The following is a 17,585-nucleotide window of genomic DNA, read 5'->3' on the forward strand; positions in this document are numbered from 1 at the left end:
AATATAACTCTAAAATAATAATTATTTACGCACTCCAATGTAACCAGAGCAATATTTCATAAAGTTAAGTTAATTTTATTATCAAGCGTCAACATAAGCCACTACAAAAAAAGTGCGCTTTTTATGTTACACATCCCAGATTTTGTAATATTTATATATTAAATATAAAAAAGGAAAAACAATTATTTATAGATACAGAAACAGCAAAAACATATAACTAAAAGAATATATGACAGTGCGAAGCAAAGCGGAGCACTACGCGACAGCGTAAAATAAGTCGAGTCACCACTCGGCTTTATTTTTTTACCCCACCACCCCAATATTTTGTTAATAAAATCCTCCTGTTTGAGTGTAATAATGATAATTTTTCACCTCACCCCAAAAATCATAAAAAATAACGCAAACGGAGGATGACACCATGAAATTTAAAACAAAACCCCTGACACCTGAACAACAAAAAGAACTTGACGACAACTGGGCATATATGTGTAGCCTCATCCTATCCAACATCTCCGGTAAAATCGTCACCCCGGAAGAATATGAACAGGAAAAACGCGAACGCCAAGAACGGGAAGAAGAGCATGAGCGCTGGCGGGAGCAATGGGATAATGTAAACAGTTGGCAACAATTAGACTTTGCGACCCTCAATACCTTACTCATCCAGTACAAACAAACCAATGACGAAACCTGTTTTAATCAGGCGTGGGATAGATACCTCAAAGACTTAACGCAGAGTTATCTCAATAAATATGTCATTCGCGGACTCACCGTTACCGCCAAAAAAATATTTTTAGTCGACCATCAATACTATCATTTACAAGACGTCCTTTATCCAGTACTTATGGAAGCCATCCACAAATGGACACCCAACGCGCAAGACAGAAATACATTAGACTTCGCGGCCTATTATAAACAGGCAGTACGCAATTTCACCGGCAATATCAATAACCGCTATAACCATAACATGTATCAAAATCTATCCATCAAGCAACTCGACTTCAATAATGAGGAGGAATTAACCATGTTACTACAGGCAGAACCAACCTTAAAAGAGCATTTTGAACATCGTACCAATTTAGATATCATCCTGATGGACAAGTACGTTGAAGCCTTTATCAAAACCAGACTCACCAAAGAACAAAGCATGTTATTAGGGTTACTCGTCACCGAACGACTCCCCATAACCGAAATCGCCAAATACATGAAAACCAGTCGCATGACGGTGTACCGTAAAATCGAAGAAATTAAAGCACTATGGTTAGAGTACGATACCGGAACCAACCAGGCAGCTAAATAATAACCATTTTACAGTTTTCATCAATTCCAGAAAAAAATCACCTTAACATCTGACGCCACAAAGGATGTCCCATAAATCACGGAACATTTTTTGTGGCACCTGCAAGTATCACACTTATCTTGTGTTACTTTGGGGAAAAGTTCACGAAGATAAACAGCAGTTACCTTCGTATAACATAACCGCCAAAACAGCTAGAATCCGTTTACGCTGAATGTATTACAATATATAATTATTATATAACATAATACAATAATCTGGAGATGGTAAACATGGAACTGGTGGAACCCATTAAGAGTAAAAAACAAATCACTGCCTTAAAAAACTATTTACGAGGCCAGAATATCAGAGATTATCTATTATTCGTCCTTGGTATCAACTCTGGCCTTAGAATATCCGACTTACTCAAATTAACGGTGGAAGATGTACAAAATCAAAACCGTATCAGCATCAGAGAACAAAAAACCGGCAAGATGAAAGACTTTCCCTTATCGGACACCTGCAAAAAGGCAATCAATGAATATTTAAAGATTACCCAATTAACTGCTGGTTATTTATTCACCAGCCGTAAAGGAAATCAACCCATCACCCGAGTACAGGCATATCGAATACTGAGTGAAGCAGCCAAAACAATCGGAATCACAGAACCCATCGGCACTCATACATTGAGAAAAACCTTTGGCTACCATGCCTATATCAACGGAACCGATGTAACCAGGATTCAAAAACTACTCAACCACTCGGCACCCAACGTGACCTTATCCTATATCGGCATCACCAAAGAAGAACTGGATAACGTATATATCAGTCTCAACCTCTAAGACGCGAGAAGAATTTATTCTACCGTGTCTATTTTTTATATACTGGCGATGCCATAACAACAAAACTGGCAAAATAGGTGTAACAGGTGTCAAAATTTCTTTTAAAATAGCTGTTTAACACTTCTTGATAGCATGAACCCATGTAATTAAAGGATGAATCCAATGTATTAATTTACATGAGAGCAATGACACGGGGGGTGTTCCCAATGGATAAAAAATTATTATTTAGCTTCGCAGACGCAATACATCGGAAAAAAATTATCCAATTAACCTATATAACCAAAGAGTTACAGCAACAGGAACGAAAATGTGCGCCACTGGATATGGCACCCAGTCGCAGAGCCAAGATACCGTTTTATAAATATCATGTCTGGGACTTCGACAGTCAACCCAAACCGCATATTGTCAGCCTGAACCCGGAACAAATCATTCAAATCGAACTATTGGACGAAGAATTTAAACCTGAGGATATTGTAACTTGGGATACAACCAAATCTCCTTGGTCAATCGTTAGAGACTGGGGGCGTCTGTCGTAAAATTTCATAAGATAGGTAATTTATATAAACCAGAATAAAAACGGTGTCAGAAGTGACCCTGAAATGACTAAAAGATAATCCTATAAACAACCGGGATTGTTTTGATGTCCGAAATCTTATCAGCCATTTATAATAAAACAAAATATGGAATTTGGTATGAGGAGTGGCGATGGATGAAGGACAAATACAAAAGCTATTATCAGGAAATTGGGGAAAGAATCATTTTTTATCGCACAAGAAGAGGCATGAGCCAGGAAGAACTGGCGCTACAAATCAACTGTAGCCCAGAATACCTCAACCAGATTGAGAACTACGATGTAAACAGTGACTTCTCCTGGTCAATCGACCTGTTATTTGCTATATCCGACGCTTTGAAAATCAACATACTGATATTCTTAGGCTGTTTTTGAACCATAACCTCTGTCAACACATTGACGCAGGTTATTTTTTATAAAACCGTTTACGTAAGACACACGACTGGATACGATAAAACTAAAGATTACATAAAATGGGAGCGGTGATTCATGGAAACCCCTCGTTGTAGTATTTGCAAGAAGTTCTATAAAACAGATGATGACAACGGTTCTGGATTATGTCTAACCTGTAGACCAGTAAACAGTCAGCCATTATTAAAACAAGAACTCATTCAACCGGGAAGATTTGGTATAACCAACGCCCAACTCATTCCCGCCATGAAACAGGCAATTTATAATAATTTACCGGAAGACCTCAGACAATTAAAATCGGCCTATTTCTACATTTTTGAACGGTCGATTAAATACCTTAAAAAAGACGAACGGAATTACATTCAGATGCATCTCAGTAAGTAAATAATAATCATTTAACGCCCCCAAAGAGTGTTTATTTCTTTCGATTACAATAAAATCAATGAATTAGTCGGAAGAACTAAGGACTTTTCGTCCTGAAAGTCGGTCACATAAAGACATAGATAGGCTGCCGCACCCTTGCGGGCCAGCAATGGCTGACGCTCCACTATGAAGGTTGCCGGTATGATTTATGATGATCAGGAAAAGGAGAGTGAGAATCATCCAACACCAGGCGTATTGTGGGATTGATACCCACAAGCATACGCATACCGCCAAAGTCGTCGACTGTTGGCTTAACCCCTTAGGAGAAATCACCTTTGAAAATCGACCGGGCAAGTTTGATTCATTCCTGAAAAAGATTAAAATTATAAGTGGTTCATTAATTCCTATTTTTGGCTTAGAAGACACCAAAGGCTATGGACGCAATTTAGCTGTTTATCTCACCGGACATAAATTTATTGTCAAACAGGTAAATCCAGCCTATACCAGTACCGCCAGACGCAGCGCACCCACAGTCTATAAAGATGACAGCTATGATGCCTTTTGTATTGCCAAAACCTTACGCGATATGAATAAACAACTGCCCGATGCCAACCAGGAAGATATATTTTGGACCGTCAGGCAATTAGTTAAACGCAGAGACACACTGGCTAACAGCGCCAAAATGCTGCAAAACCAATTGCATGTCCAATTGGTCAGCCATTATCCCAGCTACAAACAATTCTTCACCTTGTTAACCTGTACCACAGCACTTTACTTTTGGGAGAAGTATCCATCGCCAAAGCATTTAACAGGAATAGCACCAGAGCAATTAGGCAAAGAACTGCGTCAGATTGGCAGAAATGCCTGTTCAACCAGAAAAGCGCAACAAATCCTATCCCTTATTGAAGCCGATGGAGAGCAACAGAAGGCATATCAATCAGAACGGGATTTTGTTGTCCAAAGCATGGTGAAGGAAATCCGGTATAAATGTGAAGCCATCAAGGAAGTAGAGCAACAATTACAGCACATTTTGCCACACACGGGTTATCAGTTAGAAACTATGCCAGGCATTAATCTGATTACCGCCAGTCGCATCATATCTGAGATTGGCGATATTCACCGTTTTTCCAATGCCGATAAACTGGCCAGATTTGCCGGTATAGCACCTGTACACTTTTCCTCTGCTGGTAAAGGCAAAGAACAACGTAGTAAACAGGGTAATCGCGTATTAAACTCCACCTTATATTTTTTGGCGGTACAACTGTTATCCGTCAGAGGTGGAAAAGCAAGGAATCCCGCATTTCATGAATACTTCGAGCGTAAGGTCAAAGAAGGCAAGAAGAAGTCTCAGGCGATTATTTGTATTCAAAGACGATTGATTAACATCATTTATGGGATGATGAAGAACAAGACGGCGTACAAGCTTTGAAGGATTAATTTGGTAATTTGTTGAAATTTAATAATAGAAGTCACGCTATATTTCTGTTCTCTGACAAGTGAAAGACTTTTATTTTGCTATTTTTTCTATCTTATGAAAGGTGCGGTCATCGCCAGCGACGCGACTCCAGATAAAAACATACTCTCTACCGATTCTCTTACGTACTCGGATATTCAAAACCATGCAGAGTACAGCGCAAGCAGCGTTGGAGTAAACGTCAATACAAATCCTAGTGCAGAACGTAACGAGCAAGGAGTCACTCCTAATATTGGTGTAACAGCTAAAGGTGATGCAGACAGTACAACTAAATCAGCTATTTCACCCGGTATGATTGAAGTTCGTAGCGGAAACACTGATCTAAGTAAATTGAGTCGTGATACTGAAAATGCTGTTAACACCTTAGGAAAAATATTTGATAAGAAAACCGTTCAAGAACAGCAGGAATTGGCTCAAATATTTGGTGAAGAAGCATTTAAGTTAGTCCATAAGATCAGTAAGGAAAATGGATGGGAAGAAGGAAGTCCACAAAAAATTGCTCTTCATGCTTTTGTTGGCGCAGTGATGGCTGATTTAGGCGGTGGAAACGTTCTTTCAGGAGCAGTTGGAGCAGGAGTAAACGAAGCAATTCAAAAAGAATTGGCTGATAAATTCAAGGATGATCCTGATCTTCACCAATGGGCTAGTTTTATAATTGGATCTGCTGCAGCTAGTGTAATAGGTGGAGATGCTACTACTGGAGGTTCAACGGCAGTTAGTGGTACGAAGAATAATTTCCTTTCTGACTGGCAGAAGGAACAATTAGAGAAAGCAAAAGCTGATGGTAATGAAGAGGCTATAGCTTATTGGACTGCAGTAGATAAGGCTCAAGATCAAATTATTAGTACAATGAACATACCTCCAGGAACAGACTTAAATGATCAAGAGAACTATAATTTATTACAAAATATATCAATTTTAGCGCAAGAAGTATTAGAGAATCCTGACCTAGCTCCTGGTGACTATGATGGATTTAAGATTACTGACACTGGTGGTATTTTAGTATTAGCTGGAGCAGTTTGGGTAGCAATAAATGTTGATTTGAAGACATTGACGTTGGGAGCGCCTACTTTAGCTGCAAGAGCTGGCGATGTTACGCCAAATGGGTTAAGATTAACTCAGCACGCTGTAGAGAGAACAGAGTTAAGAGGGTTTACACTAGCACGCCTTGACAATGTTGTAAGTAACTATTCGCAAAAAGTATATCAACCCGGAGGATTAGAGGTCTATGCAAAAAAAATCGGTAATTTTTATGATGTTGTTATTGTGAATAGTGCAAAGGAAGTGGTTACTGTTGTTGGTGGAAACACTGGTTCCTTGCGAACATGGTCAGACGTTACAAGGATGTTAAACAATAATGGTGGATATAGTTCTTTACCGTGGTAAGAATAGGAGTGAGCTAATGCCTCAAATTAATGGTTTAGAAAATAATGTTTTGCTAGAAATTTGTCTCGTAAGAAATTCGCTATTAGATGTAGATAGTTCGCGTAGCGATTTTGAAAACTGGATTCCATTCACCTTTCTCTTAGAAGTCCCAAACGAAAAATATATTTACGATGAGGAGGCAAGAACTACCTTTACTTTGTTTGAGATTAAAAGACTCATTTCTGAAGTACAGAATATAATCCATCTCAAAAAGAATAACCAAGAGTTTGAGAAATTGGAGTTTTTTAATCTTGAAGCTAATTTTGGCATAATCATTTTTGATCCTTTCGAAGAAAATGAATTAGGTGTTGAGGTATGGATTAAAATGGGTTCATATTCAAAAGGACAGATAAGAGGTTTTGATAAAGGATATAGTTTTGGAGTATCGTTAATTTCTTTAGATAAATTTGCCAATGAATTAAATCAAGAACTTTTCGAATTAATGGCTTTTGAGTGAGTAAATAGATAACTTCTCAAAAAAGCACAAAGGTCAGTGGACGTAAAAATCCGCTGACCTCTCTTTTCATCTCAGGGGGTGTATCCCGGAAACTGTGTAACAGGGCAAAGTATTGTGTGGGAGCAAAGCCGGAAATCGACTTTGGCCTTAACCGCATCATAGCGGGAAAATGTGTGTCAAGGGGACGGGGTTATTGACACAAAAACAATTTACAGTAAGACTTATAATTTAATGCCGCGAAAGATAGTGAAAAAAGAGAAGTAGAATGTAAAGCGGAAAAACACTGTAAAAAAACAAATTCTGGCTAAAACCGTTACTATCGACAACACTCTCGGCACTAAGACAGCACTAGAAAATACGAAGTCAAACAAAGCGTCCTGAGCATTGTGTCAGGGGACGGGGTTATTGACACAAAACAATTTACAATAAGACTTACAATTTAATGCCGCGAAAGATAGTGAAAAAAGAGAAGTAGAATGTAAAAGCGGAAAAACACTGTAAAAAAACAAATTCTGGCTAAAACCGTTACCATCGACAACACTCTCGGCACTTATGACAGCACTAGAAAATACGAAGTCAAACAAAGCGTCCTGAGCATAACCTAGGAAGAGGCTTGTCAGTAAAGGGTTTAATGTGATAGTAGGTCACCGACGAGCGCTTGCAGGGTTTTTTATGCCAAGCCTATTTCGCTGGGTGAAAGACAAGAACAATTGTGAAAACGAACGTAAGAAAAAGAAGTAAATATATGTACTTCAGGCTATAAGACAGTAATACATATTTGTGACAACAACCCCGTCCCCTTGACACTCATGGAATAAGACGCTGGTCGTCATCGCCTGTCCACCATCCGGAACGCTGATCAGATTTTAGTCATCGACAACGGCAGGCTGGTGCAAAAAGGCGTCCATGACGAAGTTGATCGGGCAAGACGGGCTATATGCCAAGCTGTGGGCCAAACGCCTGGCCGCCGGCTCAATCGCCTACACCTCCGGATTCACCGGCGTCCCCGATTTTGCCATGAATTTTTTTCTGCTTTACCCCAGAGTGGACGTGTCGCTTTGCGTTTTTTTTAAAACGTTTTGCGACACGTCCTTTTTTCAGTTGACAGCGGGAATCCATCATGATATTATAAATGCAATTAATAATAATAACTGTAATTATGAATGAAATAATTTAAATTATTATTAAATGCAAAAATGATGAATATTGAAGGGAGAATGGCAATGGATTCCAAACAATTGCAACAAACGTTTTTAGCAGACAGGGCCAAAATACTTCTTCACCACCCTCAGGGTATGGGCAATTATTTCACTTTCAAAAGCGCAGTAGATATTCTAGGGCTTGACTGGGATGAACTTCTTCCCAACGGCGTATATAACATTACCGGTGAAGGTTATTATGACATGGGCTACATGGCTAACCTGATCGGGCCTCCTGAGTCGGCTGTTGCTGCAATGAAGGAGCATTCAAGCTGGGAAAAACTCCGGATATACCCGCCGGACCTAATAAACGAACTGAAAGTACTCGCGGCAAAGAAGAAATTTGGCCGAGAGCTTGGTGATAATTTTACAGTGATGGGTGTTGAAGGTGCGCAAGGCGGTATCGGCTATACATATGCGACTTTCCTGAATCCTGGTGATGAGGTCATTACAACAGATCCGGCCTACTTTCACTTCGTGCCAGGCGCAGAACTCAACGGCGCAATTGTGAAACCGATCAAGCTTGGCAAGCATAACGGATACAAGCTAAATCCCAAGGAAGTGGAAGCCGCCATTACGCCTAAGACCAAGATGATTGTTGTTTGCGATCCGATCAACCCGTTCGGTGTTGTTGCAACCAAGGAAGAACTGCTGGAAATTGCGGCAATTGCCCGTAAGAACAACATCATCATTTTCAATAATATTACCCATAACACTCATCAAACCGATGCTTCGGCGCAGCATTATCCGATGGCATCCCTGCATTCCCCGGAAACCCCGATGGATCACGTTATTTCCGTCAGCGGTGTATCGAAGGGGTATGGTATGCCGGCTATTCGCGTTGGTTTCATGGGCGGACATCCGGCATTGCTCCGCGGAGCATTCCTGCTCAAGATGGAGACAACAAAAATTCATATTAACTATCCTGGTCAGTATGCCTCCCTTGCAGCCATGCAAGACTATAATTATTTAAAGAAGAGCACGGAAATTCTCCGGCGCAATTACAAACATATCGAAGAAACGGTTGACATGACAGAGGGCGTTTCCATTCCGGTAAAACCACAGTATGGTTTTTGCATGATCATTGACATATCTGCTACAGGTGTGTCCGCGCAAGAAATTGCCACCGCCCTCTTAAAGTACAAAATCGGTGTAATTACCGGTGACGGTCTTGGCGATGTAGGCGATATTGAGTATATCCGTCTTAACTATTCACATCCTGATATCAAGTGCTTTGAATTGTTCCGTGAAGCACTTCCCAAAGCAATTGCTGATGCGAAAAAAGGAATTTACAAGCAGGATGTAATCAAATTTTTTGAAAAAATAGGCTCCGAGCGCGGCAAACGAATTATTGAGCGTATAAAAGAATAACTATTTTGGCAGAGCTGCCGCAAAAGTTTTGAAAAAACTTTTTGTGGCAGCTTTTTTTTTAGGTGGACGGGTATAATAGGCGGTAAAATTTTCGTTTATTATGATAATTAATATTATGAATATAATGGGGAATATAATGATAAATAAGTTTAAGAAAATGGTAGCCTTCGAGCCAACTAAACTTCCTCCGGAATGGGATCAACGGCTGGCCGGTTATGCGCGATCTGCTGATTTTTATCGGAGTATTCCCGAATGTAACAGTGAAATTATTCAGCGGATCGGCAACGCTGACTGTGTTATCCTCAGCTATACAAGCAGCATTGACCGGGAGGTGCTTAATGCCTGCCCCCGAATCCGGTACATTGGCATGTGCTGCAGTCTCTACGGCCCGGAAAGTGCCAATGTCGATATCCGCAGCGCAACCGATAAAGGGGTCGTTGTCACCGGCGTCCGGGATTATGGAGATGAAGGAGTTAAGGAATATGCAATCAGTGAATTGGTACGGCTGCTTCATGGGAACGGCGGCGTTATGTGGAAGGATGAGCCTGCGGAATTGACTGATCTTAATATCGGTATCGTGGGATTAGGCGCCGTTGGAAGTATCCTCGCACGTACCTTCCGGTTCTTTGGAGCAAATATCTACTACTTCAGCCGTACCCGAAAGCCAGAGTTTGAAGAGGCCAATGACTGCACCTACCTCCCCTTGGATGAACTGCTCGCCCAAAGCGAGATTCTGATTACCTGCCTCAATAAAAATGTAGTTTTGCTAGGGGCGCGGGAATTTGGCCTGTTTGGTTCTGGAAAAATCTTGATGAACACATCGATCAGCCCTTCCCATGAAATACCTGCCTTGCGGGATTGGCTGAAAACCTCCGGTAACTATGTCCTCAGCGATACCACAGCCGGTCTGGGTGAAGAAATCGCTCTTCTGCCCAACGCTTTTTGCACAAGCCGCTCCGCAGGTCTTACTTCGCTGGCAAAACAGCGATTGGCACAAAAGGTCATCGCAAATATCGAAGCTTTTCTATCTGTCTCAATTGAATAAACGGGTTTTTGGCGAAAAAACAAAAAGTCCAAGGCGTAAAGCCTTGAACTGTAAATGCTTTCGGGTTGATGAAGTCGATCAATTTAGCATCACAAAAAATAGCAAGTGAATTTCAAAAAAGAGGAGCTGCAAATATGGAAAACCAAACAGTCAGTATGAAAAAAGTACTCATAATTGCGGGGGCATTCTGCGCATTTTGGATTGGTTCCGGGTTTGCGACCGGGCAGGAGGTCTTACAATTTTTATCGACAAGCGGAGCGGCAAAGGGCATTACGGGAGCGGCCATTTATAGCCTTTTATTAGGATTCTTTGTTTATACTCTATATGGCCTCGGTCAGAAAATGCAATTCAGTAATCCTTACGATTTTTTTGAATATTATTGTGGCAAACATATAGGGCAGGCTTATACCTGGTTCAGTGTTGTATTGATGTATGGCATCTATGTCGTAATGCTTGCAGGCGCCGGTGCCATAATTCAACAGTATTATGGGATTTCCGTTAGCACAGGCACGTATTGTGTCGCTATACTCGCATTAGGGACAGCGTTGTTAGGGGTCGAAAAGCTTATCGATATCATTGGTGTTATTGGACCGGTTAAGATAGTATTTGTGCTGGCGATATGTATTGCCGCTTTAACAGTCCTTGTACAACAGCCGGATTTGCTGGCAGTGAATAGTGCGCTTATCCAAACAGCAGGCTTCCCAACCGCTTCTGACAACTGGCTTTGGTCGGCCATATTATGGGCGTTTTTAGGTCTTATGTTTGGCAGCACATTTTTTGTAATCAGCGGGTCAGCTTGCAAGAGTCCAAAGGAAGCACGGATTTCAGGTCTGCTTGGGGTTGGTGCAATTTTTGTTGCGGTTGTGTTGCTGATTATAGCTGAGATTGTTTATTTGGATGTTATTAAAGGCCAGCAAGTACCTACTTTGGCAATTGCTAAGCATGTTGCTCCCCTGTTAGCAATGGTTTTTGCTCCGGTCCTGATGGTGTGCATCTACTCTTCAGTGGCTTCCATTCTTTTAGTTGTTACCAGAAAATTTGCTGTAGATAAAACGAAAAAATTTAACTTGATTGCAGCAGCCCTGACTGTAGTTGGCATGTTCACCGGTACGCTTTTGCCCTTTGATCAATTGGTGAATATTCTATACCCGATCTCAGGCTATTCCGGAATTGCATTGGTAGCATTTATAATCTATAAAGAATTTATAAACAAGAATGCTTTCCCTTTTGAAAAACCCGGGAATGAGCAAAAAAAGTAAAAATTTAGGGCCTAATTCAGTTCTGAAAGGACTAATATGAAAACGGCAATACTCATCGATTTTGGCAGTACCTTTACAAAAGCCGTTGTTGCAGATATCAGAGCGGGGCAGGTTATTTATACGGCAAGAACCCCTTCCACTGTACATACCAATGCAAGGGAAGGTTTGGAAGTCTGCTATGATAAAATCCGGAAAGAGATTGGAGCCAATCAGTTCCTGCACGCAAAAAAGCTTGCGACAAGCAGCGCCGCAGGCGGGCTCAGAATGGTTGTAGTAGGTCTGACCGAAACTCTGAGTAATAGTGCCGGCAGAAACGCGGCTTTTGGTGCGGGGGCAAAGATTCTCAAATCTTATTCGGGAATTTTGACGGATTCTGATATTCATGAAATAGAAGCGATGAACGTGGAAATCATCTTATTCTGCGGCGGATATGAAGGCGGCAATATCGCAATAATCCGTCATAATGCGCACATGCTGAGTTGTATGAGCGCCAATACAAGTGTTCCGATTATCTATGCCGGGAACAGTAATTTCATACGTGAATTGAAAATATTGTTGTACCTGAAGCATAGAGAACTTTTTGTAGTGAGCAATATCATTCCAACTGTAGGTGTGTTGAATTCGCTGCCGACGGAGACTCTGATCAGAAATATTTTCCTTGAGAGAATCACCAATATGAAAGGACTTGGAGAGGTTAAGAAAGCGCTTGATGCTATCGTGATGCCTACTCCTGCGTCAGTGTTGCAAGCAGGCGAACTGTTATCTTTAGGCTGCGAAGAGGAAGACGGACTGGGACCGCTTATGATCGTGGACATCGGCGGCGCGACAACAGATATTCATTCCTACTGTATTTCAACTGCAGCAGATGGCGCGAAAATGATAGGGGCTGAGGAGCCTTATTTAAAACGAACGGTGGAAGGCGATCTCGGCCTGAGGGAATCCTGCGGCTTGACCATCGGTGAAGCGGGTGTAGCGAATGCTGCAGCAGATTTCAATATTACCGAAGAGGAAATTCAATGTTCTATTGACAGGAGATTAAAAAATATTGAGTTTTTGCCTAAGAATGACTCACCAGATTGTAAGGCCGAATTGTTATTTGATCAGCAAATCGCCCGATATGCGTGCCGGTTCGCGGTGCGGCGGCATGCGGGAAAAGTGGAAGATGTTCATTCTAAAATATGTTCGCAGATTCAGCGGGGCAAGAATTTAAGGCCTGTTAAAACGATCATCGGCACCGGCGGCCCGGTCATAAACAGCGGGAGTTCACGCGGGATATTGGAAGAGGCGCTTAAAACAAGTAAGGACGACAAATTGAAAATTTTATTACCGGAATCGGCGCGGCTGATGATTGATCAGGATTATGTATTTTATGCAGCTGGCATGCTGAAGAAAATCAATCCCCTGGCAGCAATTAGAATTATGAAGAACAGCTTAAGAGAAGTATAATGCCTGAGGGTGCACTGTAAGGAGGATACAGAATGGATATCAAGATGAATAAAAGGTTTGAGATTAAAAATCTGCCTGATATGAATACCATAAGGAACGAGGTAGAGAAACTTGTTGCTGATCTTGAAATCGGACAGACTTTATTTTTAAAGGAGCATGGTTGCCGAACCGAGGGTGAATACAAAAAGAAATGCATGCAAAGCGGTCATATTATGAAGCATTCTCATATTGGTTACAACACGTGGGATACCACAAAGGAATGCGCGGAGAAAGTGTACTCGGAGCTTCATAAGAGAGGCAGCTATATTGATCGATTTGGCTTTTGTCTGGATACACTCATGGGTCTTCCTGAGGATATGAGGGCCGGGCAGTTGATTGGAACCGGACTGATGATGAAAAATGCCGACGAATGGAAAGAAATCGGTCGCATTGTGCCGGTTCAGCCACATTGCGGCGACAATATGATCGGTACTTTAAATGGAGTGAAAAACACTCTCAGTGCATTGAGAGCCGGCGTGACGACAATTGGAAACGCATCTCATTATTATACTTACGAATGGCCGGGAGTTGACAAGGAAGAGCTTCGTACGATAGATACGATAAAAGCAATCGCAATCATGGGCAATTTTAAAGAATTTGGTGTCATTATCCATTCCAATTTGGACGATGGGTATGGCGGGCAGTTAAACGATTTGGCGAACCTGGTGGGATGGGCCAAAATTGAAAGATACTATTGTGAAGAGCTGTTAAACGGGGGACTTGGTCATTGTTATGGAAATCTTTTTAGTAACCCGATCAATAGAATTATTTTCAATATGGCCATCTGGGAAATGAATCCGAACCACATACCCGGCTCAATGGTATATGGGAATACAACGGAATTTGGTTATGACTTTGAAGTGAATGCCGGAGCTTTGGGAAATTACATCGTCGGCGATATTATCACCCAAAAAAATATCCCAACAGGACATGCCATTGTTCCTATTCCGGTAAGCGAGGCAGTCAGGATTCCTACAGCAGAAGAGATGGTGGCTGCACATCTCCATGTTGATAAGCTTATGGTCAAATCAGCGCCATGTTTTTCGGAATTTCTTAACTGGGATAAGATTATAGCGGAAAAGAATTTGTTGGTGGCCTGTGGGAACCTGTTCTTTGAAAGAGTCATGAATGGACTGGACGGACTGGGCATTGATCTGGAACATCCGGGGGAAATTATGGGCGCAATCAAGGCGATCGGACCGGTTCAGCTTGAAGAATATTTCGGCGTCGGAAAAGCGGACAAAGCGGCTTTGCGGGGCAGAATTCCTGTCAAATCAACGGATGCTTTCAAAGATTTGGCGACTAAGACAAACTCCATTAAGGTGCAGATCCGTGGCCTCAAGGATTCTTTAACCGGTACCAAGGTTATCGTTGGCACGACAGATGTACATGAATTTGCCAAGCAAATGGTTAAAGAAATCCTGCTGGAAGCAGGTGCCACGGTTTTTGACCTTGGCTCGACGGTTTCGACCGCGGAGGTATTGGATGCCATCATAGAGACAGAATGTAAAGTAGTTCTGATCAGCACATATAATGGAATCGCGTATAGCTACGGCAAAGAGCTGCTGGAAGGGATGCAGAAGCGTAACTTGAAAAATATCGGCGTAATTATGGGCGGACTTCTTAATGAAGACCTGGATGGCGACGAACTGGCTGAGGATGTTTCAGGCGAACTCAGAAGCCTGGGGATAAACGCTGATAACAGTGCGAAAGATATTGTGGAAGCAGTGAAGACATTTCTGAATTAGCGTTAAGAATTGTGTAATGCTTTAAAAAATACTCTCCGCTTTTTGCACATTGGTCGTGTAAAAGGCGGGGAGTATTTAAATGTTTTGGAATACGTTGAAGTGTGGCTAGCTCATATCATCGGCATAAATGCGCAGCATTCCGGTGCGGATGTTTTCTCTAAGTTCCTGCGAGTTGATCCCTAGGTGATCTTCCAGCAACTTGGTCGCCAGATCCGCGTCATGCTTTAAAATGGCTTGGGCAAGATTAAGATGGGCGCGTACCATTCCCTCGCGTACCGAATTCGCCTCCACATTTATTTTACGGACAAACCGGATTCTTTCGTAGATATTCTGTAAAAAAACGACTCGTTCGGAATTGCCGCTTAAAGTGACAATCCGCATATGGAATAGTTCATCAAGCCGAATTAATTCTTCTTGAGAAACGCTTGTATAAGTGTTCATAATTTTTTCCCAGTCAGACAAGAGGGAAGCGACGGCAGCATCGCTTCCCTCTTGACAAGCCTGCCGTACAGCCCCCAGTTCCAGATCAAACCGTACACTGTACAGTTCTCTCATTTCTGTTTCGCTAAATTTGCGGCAAAAAAAACCCTTGCCGGGGTCAAAATAAACAAAACGTCCCTCCGCTAAGCGGTTAAGTGCTTCCCGTACAGGCACCCGGCTGATTTTCAGAGTATTGGCGACATCAACTTCGTTGATCTGCTCTCCCGGACGTATGGCGAAATCAATGGACATATCCCTGATATGGTCGCAGGCACGCTTGACAGCCAATGTAGATGTTTCTTTTACCGCTTTATCAGTTTTTTTTTGCTTGCTCATAGATTACTCCTCATGATTGAATGCTAAATCCCCAATTAGATTCTATTTTCAATACTAACTTTGGATTATTATATTAATTATTAACGGCAATATTATATCAGGTATATTTTTACTGTGCAAGCCCAATGTGTTTAACTTGTGATAATGTCACTATGAACAAAAGAAAAAGAACCGGCAAGGCTGCACTCGGCAACCTTGCCGGTTATGGTAAGAAATGAAGAGATTTTCATCCGCTATTCGGCTATTCGCTAAAAAACTGGCGCCGTTGCATCCGGCGCCAGCCCAGTTTTATTTAATAAACTTAACCTGCTTGCAAATATCTTCCACAATCGCAACCTTTTTCTCATTAAAGATGGCTTTATTCTTTTCAAACAGGTTGTTGCCTTTGGTATCGATCGAAATAATCAGCGGACCAAAGTTCTTTACCCGTGAAACCCACAGCGATTCAGGCATGCCTAAATCCTGCCATTCGACCCGTTCGATTTCCTCTACTTCGGTTGCCGCCAATACGGCGCAGCCGCCGGGGAATACGGCATGGAGAGCCTTATCGTTTTTACAGCCTTCCACGGTTTCCGGCCCCATGCCGCCTTTGCCGATGATTAGCTTAACGCCGGTCTGCTTAATAAATTCCTTTTCGAACTTTTCCATGCGCATGCTGGTCGTAGGTCCGATCGAAACCATTTTCCATTTGCCGTTATCGTCCTTCGCGACAATCGGCCCGGCATGAAAAATGGCCAGTCCGTTCAGGTCAACCGGCAGCTCCCGGCCCAGCTCAATCAAGCGGCGGTGGGCAACATCGCGGCAGGTGATCAGGTAGCCGTCAAGATAAACAACGTCGCCAACGTTAATATTTTCAATATCTTCATTTTTAATTGGAGTTGTTAAAACCTTTTTCACAGTGATACCCCCTTGTGAGAGAGAATTTCATAGGACATGTCTTCATCAATCCGGATCGTGCCTCTTCGATGGGCCCAGCAGCCTGTGGATATGGCCACACTAATCGTAGACGGATGCCTGGCCGCAGATTCAATATGCACGCCTGTCACGGAGTTTTTACCTGACAAGCCTTGTGGGCCAAGACCTATATCATTTAGACCTTTTTCCAGCAGCAGCTCCATTTGCGCTCCTTGCGGATCATGATGGCGGGAGCCGATCGGGCGGAACAAGGCTTTTTTAGAAAGAATAGCAGCCACTTCGATTGAACCGGCGATGCCGATACCCACCAGAATGGGCGGGCAGGCATTTACGCCGTAAGAGGTCATTACATCAAAGACGTATTTGACAACCCCTTCGTAGCCCTCGCCCGGCATCAGTGTTTTGCCCTGACCGGGCAGGCTGCAGCCGCCGCCGGCCATATAAACTTCAATTTCAATCGATTTGGAATTGGGAACAATTTCCCAGTTGATAATCGGAACACGCTCACCGGTATTGGTACCGGTATTTTTTTCTTTAAAAATCTCGACTGCGTTATGGCGCAAAGGCGCAATTTTGGTGGCCTCCAGCACAGCAGTGCGCAAAATGCCCTGAACTTCGGACAGCAGCGGAAATTCGGCGCCGGCTTTGACAAAATACTGAATAACGCCGGTATCCTGACAACAGGGGCGATCTAATTGATCCGCTAAGGCCTGGTTTTCAAACATGGAATCATAGACTACCTTTGCCAGATAGGTGTCTTCCTGTTCTCTGAGTTCACGCAGCTTGGCCGTTACATCGTCCGGCAGCCGCTTGCCCATATAACCGGTAAATTTGGTCATCGTAGCTGTCATCGACTGAATCATTTGTTCCTTATTCATATCATAACCTCCTTATAATATATCCCGTCATGCAGTGCGTGACGAGGCTGACA

Annotated in this window: 17 protein-coding genes; 14 read left to right on the forward strand and 3 right to left on the reverse strand. The window is 42.4% G+C overall.

Annotated features, from left to right (window positions below; translation table 11 throughout):
* Positions 1-418 precede the first annotated feature (418 nt).
* The 14 genes from BLR06_RS13565 (at position 419) to BLR06_RS13630 (ending at position 14,923) form a co-directional block, all read left to right on the forward strand.
* Positions 419-1,297, forward strand: coding sequence for a helix-turn-helix domain-containing protein (locus BLR06_RS13565; protein WP_092074118.1), 879 nt, complete (start codon positions 419-421; stop codon positions 1,295-1,297).
* Positions 1,298-1,566: 269 nt separating this feature from the next.
* Positions 1,567-2,115, forward strand: coding sequence for a site-specific integrase (locus BLR06_RS13570; protein WP_245698154.1), 549 nt, complete (start codon positions 1,567-1,569; stop codon positions 2,113-2,115).
* A 206-nt stretch (positions 2,116-2,321) separates the two neighbouring features.
* Positions 2,322-2,651, forward strand: a complete 330-nt coding sequence (locus BLR06_RS13575) for a hypothetical protein (RefSeq protein WP_092074122.1) — start codon at positions 2,322-2,324, stop codon at positions 2,649-2,651.
* A gap of 173 nt (positions 2,652-2,824) precedes the next feature.
* Complete coding sequence (locus tag BLR06_RS13580) at positions 2,825-3,061, forward strand: helix-turn-helix domain-containing protein (RefSeq protein ID WP_173812707.1); 237 nt, start codon at positions 2,825-2,827, stop codon at positions 3,059-3,061.
* A 114-nt stretch (positions 3,062-3,175) separates the two neighbouring features.
* The gene (locus BLR06_RS13585) at positions 3,176-3,481 is read left to right on the forward strand and encodes a hypothetical protein (RefSeq protein WP_092074126.1); all 306 of its coding nucleotides are present in this window, start codon (positions 3,176-3,178) and stop codon (positions 3,479-3,481) included.
* Positions 3,482-3,668: 187 nt separating this feature from the next.
* Positions 3,669-4,889 carry an IS110 family RNA-guided transposase gene (locus BLR06_RS13590; protein ID WP_092074128.1) on the forward strand — a complete coding sequence of 407 codons (1,221 nt, stop codon included), beginning with the start codon at positions 3,669-3,671 and terminating at the stop codon, positions 4,887-4,889.
* A gap of 102 nt (positions 4,890-4,991) precedes the next feature.
* The gene (locus BLR06_RS13595) at positions 4,992-6,320 is read left to right on the forward strand and encodes a DUF637 domain-containing protein (RefSeq protein ID WP_092074130.1); all 1,329 of its coding nucleotides are present in this window, start codon (positions 4,992-4,994) and stop codon (positions 6,318-6,320) included.
* A complete protein-coding gene (locus tag BLR06_RS13600; protein WP_139164496.1) occupies positions 6,292-6,816 on the forward strand; it encodes a WapI family immunity protein in 525 nt (174 codons plus the stop codon). Before BLR06_RS13595 ends, BLR06_RS13600 begins: the two co-directional genes overlap by 29 nt.
* Before the next feature lie 906 nt (positions 6,817-7,722).
* Entirely contained in the window at positions 7,723-7,983 is a 261-nt protein-coding gene (locus tag BLR06_RS19265) for a hypothetical protein (protein ID WP_139164497.1), read from the forward strand.
* A 56-nt stretch (positions 7,984-8,039) separates the two neighbouring features.
* Positions 8,040-9,386 (forward strand): pyridoxal phosphate-dependent aminotransferase, encoded by a 1,347-nt coding sequence (locus tag BLR06_RS13610; RefSeq protein ID WP_173812705.1) that lies wholly within the window; start codon positions 8,040-8,042, stop codon positions 9,384-9,386.
* A 136-nt stretch (positions 9,387-9,522) separates the two neighbouring features.
* Positions 9,523-10,431 carry an NAD(P)-dependent oxidoreductase gene (locus tag BLR06_RS13615; protein WP_217636907.1) on the forward strand — a complete coding sequence of 303 codons (909 nt, stop codon included), beginning with the start codon at positions 9,523-9,525 and terminating at the stop codon, positions 10,429-10,431.
* 134 nt (positions 10,432-10,565) lie between these two features.
* Positions 10,566-11,690: a YkvI family membrane protein gene (locus BLR06_RS13620; RefSeq protein ID WP_092074137.1), complete on the forward strand. Its 1,125-nt coding sequence runs from the start codon at positions 10,566-10,568 to the stop codon at positions 11,688-11,690.
* Between the two features lie 36 nt (positions 11,691-11,726).
* Positions 11,727-13,136, forward strand: a complete 1,410-nt coding sequence (locus BLR06_RS13625) for a glutamate mutase L (RefSeq protein ID WP_092074138.1) — start codon at positions 11,727-11,729, stop codon at positions 13,134-13,136.
* 32 nt (positions 13,137-13,168) lie between these two features.
* Entirely contained in the window at positions 13,169-14,923 is a 1,755-nt protein-coding gene (locus tag BLR06_RS13630) for a cobalamin-dependent protein (protein WP_092074139.1), read from the forward strand.
* Between the two features lie 105 nt (positions 14,924-15,028).
* On the opposite strand, the gene BLR06_RS13635 is transcribed toward BLR06_RS13630, so the two are convergent.
* The 3 genes from BLR06_RS13635 to ttdA all read right to left on the reverse strand — a co-directional run bounded on the left by BLR06_RS13635 (position 15,029) and on the right by ttdA (position 17,532).
* Positions 15,029-15,739, reverse strand: a complete 711-nt coding sequence (locus BLR06_RS13635; RefSeq protein ID WP_092074140.1) for a GntR family transcriptional regulator — start codon at positions 15,737-15,739, stop codon at positions 15,029-15,031.
* A gap of 288 nt (positions 15,740-16,027) precedes the next feature.
* On the reverse strand, positions 16,028-16,636 hold the full coding sequence (gene ttdB, locus BLR06_RS13640) for a L(+)-tartrate dehydratase subunit beta (protein ID WP_092074141.1): 609 nt from the start codon (positions 16,634-16,636) through the stop codon (positions 16,028-16,030).
* Positions 16,633-17,532, reverse strand: coding sequence for a L(+)-tartrate dehydratase subunit alpha (gene ttdA, locus BLR06_RS13645; protein ID WP_092074142.1), 900 nt, complete (start codon positions 17,530-17,532; stop codon positions 16,633-16,635). The genes ttdB and ttdA overlap by 4 nt, the downstream gene beginning before the upstream one ends.
* Positions 17,533-17,585: the final 53 nt, after the last annotated feature.

Origin of the sequence: Dendrosporobacter quercicolus (genome assembly GCF_900104455.1) — a bacterium.
Taxonomy (GTDB): Bacteria; Bacillota; Negativicutes; order DSM-1736; family Dendrosporobacteraceae; genus Dendrosporobacter; species Dendrosporobacter quercicolus.

Bases quoted from the DNA above. Each gene is read 5' to 3' on its own strand.
- BLR06_RS13595 (WP_092074130.1), top strand. From the start codon at position 4,992: ATGAAAGGTGCGGTCATCGCCAGCGACGCGACTCCAGATAAAAACATA.
- ttdA (WP_092074142.1), bottom strand. From the start codon at position 17,532: ATGAATAAGGAACAAATGATTCAGTCGATGACAGCTACGATGACCAAA.
- BLR06_RS13565 (WP_092074118.1), top strand. From the start codon at position 419: ATGAAATTTAAAACAAAACCCCTGACACCTGAACAACAAAAAGAACTT.
- BLR06_RS13630 (WP_092074139.1), top strand. From the start codon at position 13,169: ATGGATATCAAGATGAATAAAAGGTTTGAGATTAAAAATCTGCCTGAT.
- BLR06_RS19265 (WP_139164497.1), top strand. From the start codon at position 7,723: ATGACGAAGTTGATCGGGCAAGACGGGCTATATGCCAAGCTGTGGGCC.
- BLR06_RS13635 (WP_092074140.1), bottom strand. From the start codon at position 15,739: ATGAGCAAGCAAAAAAAAACTGATAAAGCGGTAAAAGAAACATCTACA.
- BLR06_RS13625 (WP_092074138.1), top strand. From the start codon at position 11,727: ATGAAAACGGCAATACTCATCGATTTTGGCAGTACCTTTACAAAAGCC.
- BLR06_RS13600 (WP_139164496.1), top strand. From the start codon at position 6,292: ATGGTGGATATAGTTCTTTACCGTGGTAAGAATAGGAGTGAGCTAATG.
- BLR06_RS13575 (WP_092074122.1), top strand. From the start codon at position 2,322: ATGGATAAAAAATTATTATTTAGCTTCGCAGACGCAATACATCGGAAA.
- BLR06_RS13590 (WP_092074128.1), top strand. From the start codon at position 3,669: ATGATGATCAGGAAAAGGAGAGTGAGAATCATCCAACACCAGGCGTAT.
- BLR06_RS13610 (WP_173812705.1), top strand. From the start codon at position 8,040: ATGGATTCCAAACAATTGCAACAAACGTTTTTAGCAGACAGGGCCAAA.
- BLR06_RS13620 (WP_092074137.1), top strand. From the start codon at position 10,566: ATGGAAAACCAAACAGTCAGTATGAAAAAAGTACTCATAATTGCGGGG.
- BLR06_RS13570 (WP_245698154.1), top strand. From the start codon at position 1,567: ATGGAACTGGTGGAACCCATTAAGAGTAAAAAACAAATCACTGCCTTA.
- BLR06_RS13615 (WP_217636907.1), top strand. From the start codon at position 9,523: ATGATAAATAAGTTTAAGAAAATGGTAGCCTTCGAGCCAACTAAACTT.
- BLR06_RS13580 (WP_173812707.1), top strand. From the start codon at position 2,825: ATGAAGGACAAATACAAAAGCTATTATCAGGAAATTGGGGAAAGAATC.
- BLR06_RS13585 (WP_092074126.1), top strand. From the start codon at position 3,176: ATGGAAACCCCTCGTTGTAGTATTTGCAAGAAGTTCTATAAAACAGAT.